General features: G+C 64.9%; 9 protein-coding genes. All 9 read right to left on the minus strand.

The features are described 5' to 3' along the window. Nucleotides 1-55: 55 nt before the first annotated feature. Complete coding sequence (locus LDN95_RS13620; RefSeq protein ID WP_226018229.1) at nucleotides 56-682, minus strand: murein L,D-transpeptidase catalytic domain-containing protein; 627 nt, start codon at nucleotides 680-682, stop codon at nucleotides 56-58. A 90-nt stretch (nucleotides 683-772) separates the two neighbouring features. Then, a complete protein-coding gene (locus tag LDN95_RS13625; protein WP_226018230.1) occupies nucleotides 773-1,291 on the minus strand; it encodes a GNAT family N-acetyltransferase in 519 nt (172 codons plus the stop codon). After that, nucleotides 1,288-2,184, minus strand: coding sequence for an EamA family transporter (locus tag LDN95_RS13630; RefSeq protein WP_226018231.1), 897 nt, complete (start codon nucleotides 2,182-2,184; stop codon nucleotides 1,288-1,290). Before LDN95_RS13630 ends, LDN95_RS13625 begins: the two co-directional genes overlap by 4 nt. 39 nt (nucleotides 2,185-2,223) lie before the next feature. Beyond that, on the minus strand, nucleotides 2,224-3,231 hold the full coding sequence (locus tag LDN95_RS13635) for an amidohydrolase family protein (RefSeq protein ID WP_226018232.1): 1,008 nt from the start codon (nucleotides 3,229-3,231) through the stop codon (nucleotides 2,224-2,226). Then, complete coding sequence (gene ispG, locus LDN95_RS13640; RefSeq protein ID WP_226018233.1) at nucleotides 3,232-4,365, minus strand: flavodoxin-dependent (E)-4-hydroxy-3-methylbut-2-enyl-diphosphate synthase; 1,134 nt, start codon at nucleotides 4,363-4,365, stop codon at nucleotides 3,232-3,234. A gap of 74 nt (nucleotides 4,366-4,439) precedes the next feature. Further along, entirely contained in the window at nucleotides 4,440-4,967 is a 528-nt protein-coding gene (locus tag LDN95_RS13645; protein WP_226018234.1) for a GNAT family N-acetyltransferase, read from the minus strand. 56 nt (nucleotides 4,968-5,023) lie between these two features. Next, on the minus strand, nucleotides 5,024-5,449 hold the full coding sequence (locus tag LDN95_RS13650) for a hypothetical protein (RefSeq protein ID WP_226018235.1): 426 nt from the start codon (nucleotides 5,447-5,449) through the stop codon (nucleotides 5,024-5,026). Nucleotides 5,450-5,570: 121 nt separating this feature from the next. Beyond that, the gene (tldD, locus tag LDN95_RS13655; RefSeq protein ID WP_226018236.1) at nucleotides 5,571-7,013 is read right to left on the minus strand and encodes a metalloprotease TldD; all 1,443 of its coding nucleotides are present in this window, start codon (nucleotides 7,011-7,013) and stop codon (nucleotides 5,571-5,573) included. A gap of 85 nt (nucleotides 7,014-7,098) precedes the next feature. After that, nucleotides 7,099-7,509, minus strand: a 411-nt coding sequence (locus LDN95_RS13660) for a hypothetical protein (protein ID WP_226018237.1), incomplete at its 5' end; no start/stop codon positions are given.

The following is a 7,509-nucleotide window of genomic DNA, read 5'->3' on the forward strand; positions in this document are numbered from 1 at the left end:
TGTTTCAGGGTGACGGTGTATTGCCCAAAGTGCGTCGCACCGCGCGGCCCTGCGATCACCCGAGGCCGAGACGGTCCGCATAGAGCAGGCGCCCCGCGCCCAGATGCAGCAGCGCTTCGGCAAAGTCCGCTTCGGGCATGGCAAAACAGCCGTCGCTGCGGCCGAGCTTGCCGTAGCGGGCCAGCATGTCGGGGTTGGCGTACCATGCCGGGTGCATCACGATGGCCCGATCATAGGCATTGTTGTTGTCGGGATCGATGCCGTTCAGCCGCATCGAGGTGCCATACTTGCCGCGATACCACTCGCCGGTGACAAAGGCCCCGCGCGATGTCGCCAGACTGTTGAACTGGTTGGAAAAGACTTTCAGGAAGCCGTCGTGCTCGGGGTCGGAGCCCTTGCCGTGCGCGACCAGGAACGAGCGCACTTCACCCCGCTCAAGGTTGGCGAAGTGCAGCCGGGGCAGCGACGATGGCAGGCCGAAATCGGCAATGCCGACGATATCGGTCCGCCACAACACGTTCTCCAACCGGCCGACCTGATTGCGTGCCAGATCGAGCAGACGGCGGTGCTGTTCGGGCATGGCAAAGGCTTGGGCGAACACGCGCGCCGGAGCGACCAGCGCAGCGGTTCCGCTCGCCACCACTCCGCCCGCCATCGCCTGCAACAGCTCGCGCCGCTTCATCACCGTCATCATGCCCATATGTTAGTGCCACGGATCACCCGACCCTATGGTGAACACCGTATACAGGAATTGCGCGGGTCTTGCAGCCCCCTATGAGTCCGCATCGGCGGAGGAAGTGCCCGTTTCGACGGCAGTTTCGCCAAGCCGCATGAGCGCCGAACCATCGACACGCATGATCGTCCATTCGTCCATGAACTGCGCGCCAAGCGACTTGTAGAAGCCGATGGCCGGTTCGTTCCAGTCGAGCACCGACCATTCCAACCGCGCACAATCGCGTTCGACCGCCAGCGCCGCCAGATGCTGCAACAGCGCCTTGCCCAGCCCCGACCCGCGCGCTTCGGGCTGGACGAACAGATCTTCCAGATAGATCCCGGGGCGGCCTTCAAAGGTCGAAAAGTTGTGAAAGAACAAGGCAAAGCCTCGTGCCACGCCATCGATCTCGCCGATCACGACTTCGGCATAGGGGCGCGGGCCGAACAGCTTTTGCCCCAGCACCGCCTCGTCAAAGCGGACCGCGTCGGCCAGTTTCTCATACTCGGCCAGCGCGCGGATCAGGTTGGCGACCAGCGGCAGGTCGGCAGCGGAGGCGGGGCGGATGGAGATGGTCATCGGGCAAACCTTTCGCGCAGATGTGGCCAGGTGATGCCGAGCGCGAGGCCCGCCATCACCAGCGTGAATGCCGCCAGCTTCCACGGCTGCAACGGCTCGCCCAGCACCAGCGCCGATGCGCCGAGGCCGAACACCGGGACCAGCAGCGCCAGCGGCGCCACTTGCGCAGCCGGATGGCGGTGCAGCAACCAGCCCCACGCGGCATAGCCGAACATCGTGTTGCCCACCGCCTGCCACGCCACCGCGCCCCAGGTCCAGCCATCGGCGGCGCGGATGCCGCCCCACACCGCAGCCGGCCCATCGAGCAGCAGCGCGAACAAGGCCAGCGGCGGCACCGCGAACAGCGCCGACCACACGACATAGGCCAGCATGTTGACCGACCCTGCCTTGCGCGCGACCATGTTGCCTAGCGACCAGCTCAGCGCCGCGACCAGCACCAGCCCCAGGCCGAGCGGCGTCGCGGTGCCGTCGGTATGCAGCACGATCACCGCAAGCCCCGCCGTCGCCAGCAGCAGCGCGACGATCTGGAACGGGGCGATCCGCTCACCGGTCAGCCGCATCGACAGGCCAATCGTGAAGAACACTTGCGTCTGCACCACCAGACTGGCGAGGCCGGGGGTGATGTCATGACGCATCGCGGTGAACAGCACACCGAACTGGCCCGCGCCGATCAGCAGGCCATAGGCGGCCAGATTGCGCCAGGGCACTTGCGGACGCGGCAAGACCAGCGCCAGCGGCAGGAACACGATGACAAAGCGCAAGGTCGCCAGCGTCAGCGGCGTCAGATGCGCCAGCGCCAGCTTGATGACGACGAAGTTGGTCCCCCACACCGCCATGATGGCAATGGCCAGCAACAGGTGGAGCGGGGGGAGCGCGTGGCGGGAATGACTCAATTGCTTGTCCAGGATGGCGTTTCGAAGGGACTCGAAACTCTACATCGCTGCGTGGCGGGCAATTGTGGCAGCATCAAGCCGCAGAAACCGCGCGGCGTTGTTATAGAATATGTCGCGCTTCTGCTCGGCTGTCAGGAAGTCGGCGCTGTCGATTGCCTCGATCGCCTTGCCGATGGCTTCCGGCCAGACCATCTGGTCGGACCCGAACATGACCCGCTTGCCGAAACCGGCGTCGATGAGCGCCTTCAGATAGGCGTGGAATGCGGCGCGCGGCTGGGTCCAGTCGATAACCCCCAGATCGACATAGACTTGCGGATGGCTGTAAAGCAGCGCCAACGTGTCGTCGCGCATCGGAAAGCCCGCGTGCATCACGTTGATGCGCAATCTGGGGTGGCGCAGCAGCACCTCTTCCAGCAGCAGTGGACTCGACAACCGGGCGCGATAACCCGACCCGGGCAAGTATCCCACGCCCGGCGGGCCGGGGCCCATGTGGATGGAAACGGGCAGGTCTTCCTTTTCGGCCATGGCCCAGATCCGTTCGACCCGGGGATCGTCGGGGCCGATGCCATCGTATTGCAGGCCCAGTTCACCGATGGCGACCACATCGCGGCTGACATGGAGGGCAGCGAATTCCTGCTCCATGCCATCTTTCACCGGCATGTCCGGGATCAGGCTGGGCATCATCCGGGCCGGTGCGGCTGCGCGCCAGTGATCGACGAGCCGCTTTGGCCCCGAAACCAGCCCGATGACATTGTACTTTTCCATCTGCGCGATGGAACGGGTCATGACTTCGTCGTCGGTCTTCGGCGAGACGATGGGATCGCGGCATTCCTTGCCCGCAAACAGCGCGGCAAAGTTCTCGACAGCCGGGTGTGCGGGATCCCACGTCGGCATCGCGATGGGCGAACACAGCGAAAGCGGCGGCGGCCCCTGCTCATCGGCAGCAAGCGCATGAAGGTGCATGTCGAGGATCGCCGGCCTTGCCCACGTGGAGGGCGAAAGCAGTAGCACAGCCATGGCAAGCGCGACGGCTGTGCGGCGCGGCATTTATCCGACCACCTCGGCCTTGCCCGCGTCGGTGCTGTCGGCTTCAAGCTCGGCTGCCTTGGCTTCGACCAGCGCGACGATGTGTTCGAGCATGTCCTCGCTCTGCACGGTGTGGTCGGTCACGCCCGACAGATAGACCATGTGCTTGCCGTTGCCGCCGCCGGTCAGACCGATGTCGGTTTCGCGCGCTTCGCCGGGGCCGTTGACCACGCAGCCCAGCACCGAGAGCGAGAGCGGCGTCTTGATGTGCGACAGGCGCTTTTCCAGCGCTTCGACGGTGCGGATCACATCAAAACCCTGCCGCGCGCAGCTGGGGCACGAGACGACGCGCACGCCACGGGTGCGCAGGCCAAGGCTTTTGAGGATCTCGAAGCCAACGCGCACTTCTTCCTCGGGCTCTGCCGACAGGGACACGCGCAAGGTATCGCCGATCCCGGCCCACAGCAGGTTGCCGATGCCGATCGAGGACTTCACTGTGCCGCCGATCAATCCGCCCGCTTCGGTGATGCCCAGATGCAGCGGGCAGTCGACCGCTTCGGCAAGGCCCATGTAGGCGGCCACGGCGAGGAACACGTCGGAGGCCTTCACCGCCACCTTGAATTCGTGGAAATCGTGATCCTGCAGCAGCTTGATGTGGTCGAGCGCGGATTCGACCAGCGCTTCGGGGCAAGGCTCGCCGTACTTTTCGAGCAAGTCGCGCTCAAGACTGCCGGCGTTCACGCCGATGCGGATGGCGCAACCGTTGGCCTTGGCCGCGCGGACCACTTCGGCCACGCGTTCGCTGCTACCGATGTTGCCGGGATTGATGCGCAGGCACGCCGCGCCCGCGTCAGCCGCTTCAAGCGCGCGCTTGTAGTGGAAATGGATGTCCGCGATCAGCGGCACCCGCGCCGCCTTGGCGATCTTGCGGAACGCGGTGGTGCTTTCCACGTCGGGGCAGGAAACGCGGATCAGGTCGGCGCCCGCATCCTCGCATCGCCGAATCTGGTCGATCGTCGCCACTGCGTCGGACGTGGGGGTGTTGGTCATGGTCTGCACGGTAATCGGCGCATCGCCACCGACAGGAACCGCGCCGACCATGATCTGGCGGCTTTTGCGACGCGCGATATCGCGCCATGGACGTACCGAGGACATGGGACGTGCCTATACCCGAGCCGGGTGGATCGGGGAAGCGTCCTGTGGGGGCTGTCACCGCATCGTCGGGCCGATCACAGTTCGACCGCGAACAGGCACTCAGGGTCGCAATGGTCGCCCACCCAGAATTCGATGTCGGCCACTTTGGCCAGGCCATAGCGGGCATAGAAGCGCTGCGCCTGCGGGTTGTCGGCATAGACCGACAGTTCCAGCCAGTCGGCGCCGTGGGCGCGGGCCTGCGCCAGCGTCCAGTCCATCAACCGCGCGCCCGCGCCGCGCCCGATCAGGTCGGGGTCGGTGTAAAGCTGCTTGAGTTCGAACGGGCGCTGTGCCGGGGTGTGGCGCGGCAAAGTGCTTTGCCGCAGCACTTTGGCATAAGACACGATCTGGCCGTCCACTTCGACCACCGCGCACAGCAGGCCGGGATCGGCGAGTTCGGCGGCCACCTTCTGCGCCGTATGGGTTTCCCGCAAGAAGCGCTCGAGGTTTTCGGCGCTGTAAAGATGGCCGAACCGGGCGATGAAGCCGCGCGTGCCGATATCGGCGATGACGGGGGCGTCGGCGGGCGTGGCGTCGCGAAGGACGGAGGAGTGCAGGGTCATGTCCCCCGCACTCCTAGTGTCCGGTCATGCGGCGGGCAATAGCCCGGCCATCGGGCTCAATCGGCCGCGGCGACCTTTGGCGGCTTGGTATAAGGCACGAACTTGTCGAGGCCGACAAAGCCGCGCCAGAAGCCGCCGTTGCGCTCGACAAGCTGGATCGTATCGATGCTGCACAATTGCGAGCCGGTGAGCTTGGTCACCAGAATGTCGTCATCGTCGAGCGATTCGGCTCCGACCTTGGGACGTTGCACATAAAGCGTGCGCCCCGAATCATAGACGATCGCGGTCTTGTCGATGACGCGCGATGACGACATCATCGGCGTATAGATGCAATCGACCGGCTTTCCGGCGACGCGGCCGTCCAGCAGCTTGGCCAGTTCCTGTTCGCCGGTCAGCTTGGGCTTGGCCTGCGCCAGCCCGCCGCCCAGAACGATCGCGCCTGCCGCCATTGCGACGGCGAATGTACGCAGCATCTTCGCCATGACTTGAGTCCTTCCCGTGAATGGGTCCGTGATTCGGTTCCCCGTTATTGCACCGGTTGTGGTGAACCGGCGCTGACCGGACAACGCGCCGCCCCCCGATTCCCTTCGCCGGATGGCCAGCTCAGGCCGTGCCACCCACCGTCAGCCCTTCGATCAGCAAGGTTGGCTGGCCGACGCCTGCCGGCACGCTCTGCCCGCCCTTGCCGCACACGCCGACGCCCTCGTCGATGGCCATATCGTTGCCGATGCCGACCACGCGGGTCAGCACGCTGGGGCCATCGCCGATCAGCGTCGCGCCCTTGATCGGCGCGCCCAGCTTGCCGTTCTCGACGCGGTAGGCCTCGGTGCAACTGAACACGAACTTGCCGCTGGTGATGTCCACCTGACCGCCGCCGAACGACTTGGCGAAGATGCCGTTCTTGACCCGCGACAGCAGTTCGGCCGGATCATCGTTGCCGCCGCGCATGAAGGTGTTGGTCATCCGTGGCATCGGCGCATGGGCATAGGACTCGCGCCGACCGTTGCCGGTCGGCTCCACCCCCATCAGCCGCGCGTTGAGCCGGTCCTGGATATAGCCCTTGAGGATGCCATCCTCGATCAGCACGTTTTCCTGCGTCGGCGTGCCTTCGTCGTCGATCGACAGCGAACCGCGCCGCCCGCCGCCGCGCTCGTTGAGCAAAGTGCCATCGTCGATCACGGTCACGCCCGGTGCCGCCACGCGCTGTCCGATGCGCCCCGAAAAGGCGCTGGTGCCCTTGCGGTTGAAGTCGCCTTCGAGGCCGTGGCCAACCGCTTCGTGCAGCAGCACGCCGGGCCAGCCGGGGCCGAGCAGCACGGTGAACTCGCCCGCCGGGGCCGCCACCGATTCAAGATTGGTCAGCGCCTGCGCCAGCGCCTGATCGATCGCGCGGTTCCACGTTTCGGGGGCAAACAGATCGTCATACAGCCGCCGCCCGCCGATGCCGAAGCTGCCGGTTTCGCGCCGTCCGTCCTGTTCGGCCACGATCGACACGTTGAGCCGTACCAGTGGGCGCACATCATGCCCGACGAAGCCGTCGGCGCGCACGATCTCTACGACCGACCAGCTTGCCGCCAGCGAGGCCGAGACTTGCGCCACGCGCGGATCGCGGGCGCGGGCAGCGGCGTCGATTTGTTCGAGCAGGCGGACCTTGGCCTCGAACGGCACCGCATCGAGCGGCGAAGCTTCGGTATAGAGGTGGCGGTTGCTGTTGCGCGGGGGCGGCGCCGGGCTGCCCTTGGCCGGATCGAGCAGCTTGAGCGTTTCGGCAGCGCGCGCAATGGCGGCCGACGAAATCTCGTTGGCATGCGCAAAGCCGGTCATTTCGCCCGAAACGCCGCGCAGGCCGAACCCGGCATCGCGCGAATAATCGGCGGTTTTCAGCCGCCCATCATCGAAGCCGAAGCTCTCGCTGGCGATGAATTGCAAGTACAACTCGCCGTCGTCGCACGCCGCCAGCGCGTTGCGCGTCAGCCGCAATGCCTCGTCAGGGGAAAGCGCACCAGCGCGGTAAAGGAGCGAGCGGGGGTCAGCGGTTTGCGTCATCGCGCCTGATATAGGCACCCAAGCACCCGGGGGGAAGGCAAGGTTGACTGATTTCCGAAAGTCTATCGTAATCGGGCTTCATTGGTCAGCCCCAGTTTTGAAATTCGAGGATGTTCTGCGAAACCGGCTGCAGGTTGATGGCCTCACTTTCGCCATACTGCACCTCAAAAACATGCCCATATCGGTCCGGGCCGACAACCCAGAGCAATTCAGCCCGGTTTTTGCGTAGAGACGCAACTTTCTTGAAAGCGTTACGTGCTTTACCGGAGCTTGGTAGCAAAGCATCTGGAGCAGCCGCGAACCCGCTCATCAATTTGATCAATTCATCTACTTCGCTTCGAGCCTTCTTGACCTCCCCTGCGACTATAAGAGCCCGAGCGAAAAGTGGTTGAGCGATATCAGTAGGTTGTGATTCAGCGTCGTTGTCGAGACGATGGAGGAAGCACATGCCCTGGACTGATACCGCTCGCCGCAAGCATATGCGGGAAGGTGCGGG

The organism is Novosphingobium sp. FKTRR1, assembly GCF_020404405.1.
Taxonomy (GTDB): Bacteria; Pseudomonadota; Alphaproteobacteria; order Sphingomonadales; family Sphingomonadaceae; genus Novosphingobium.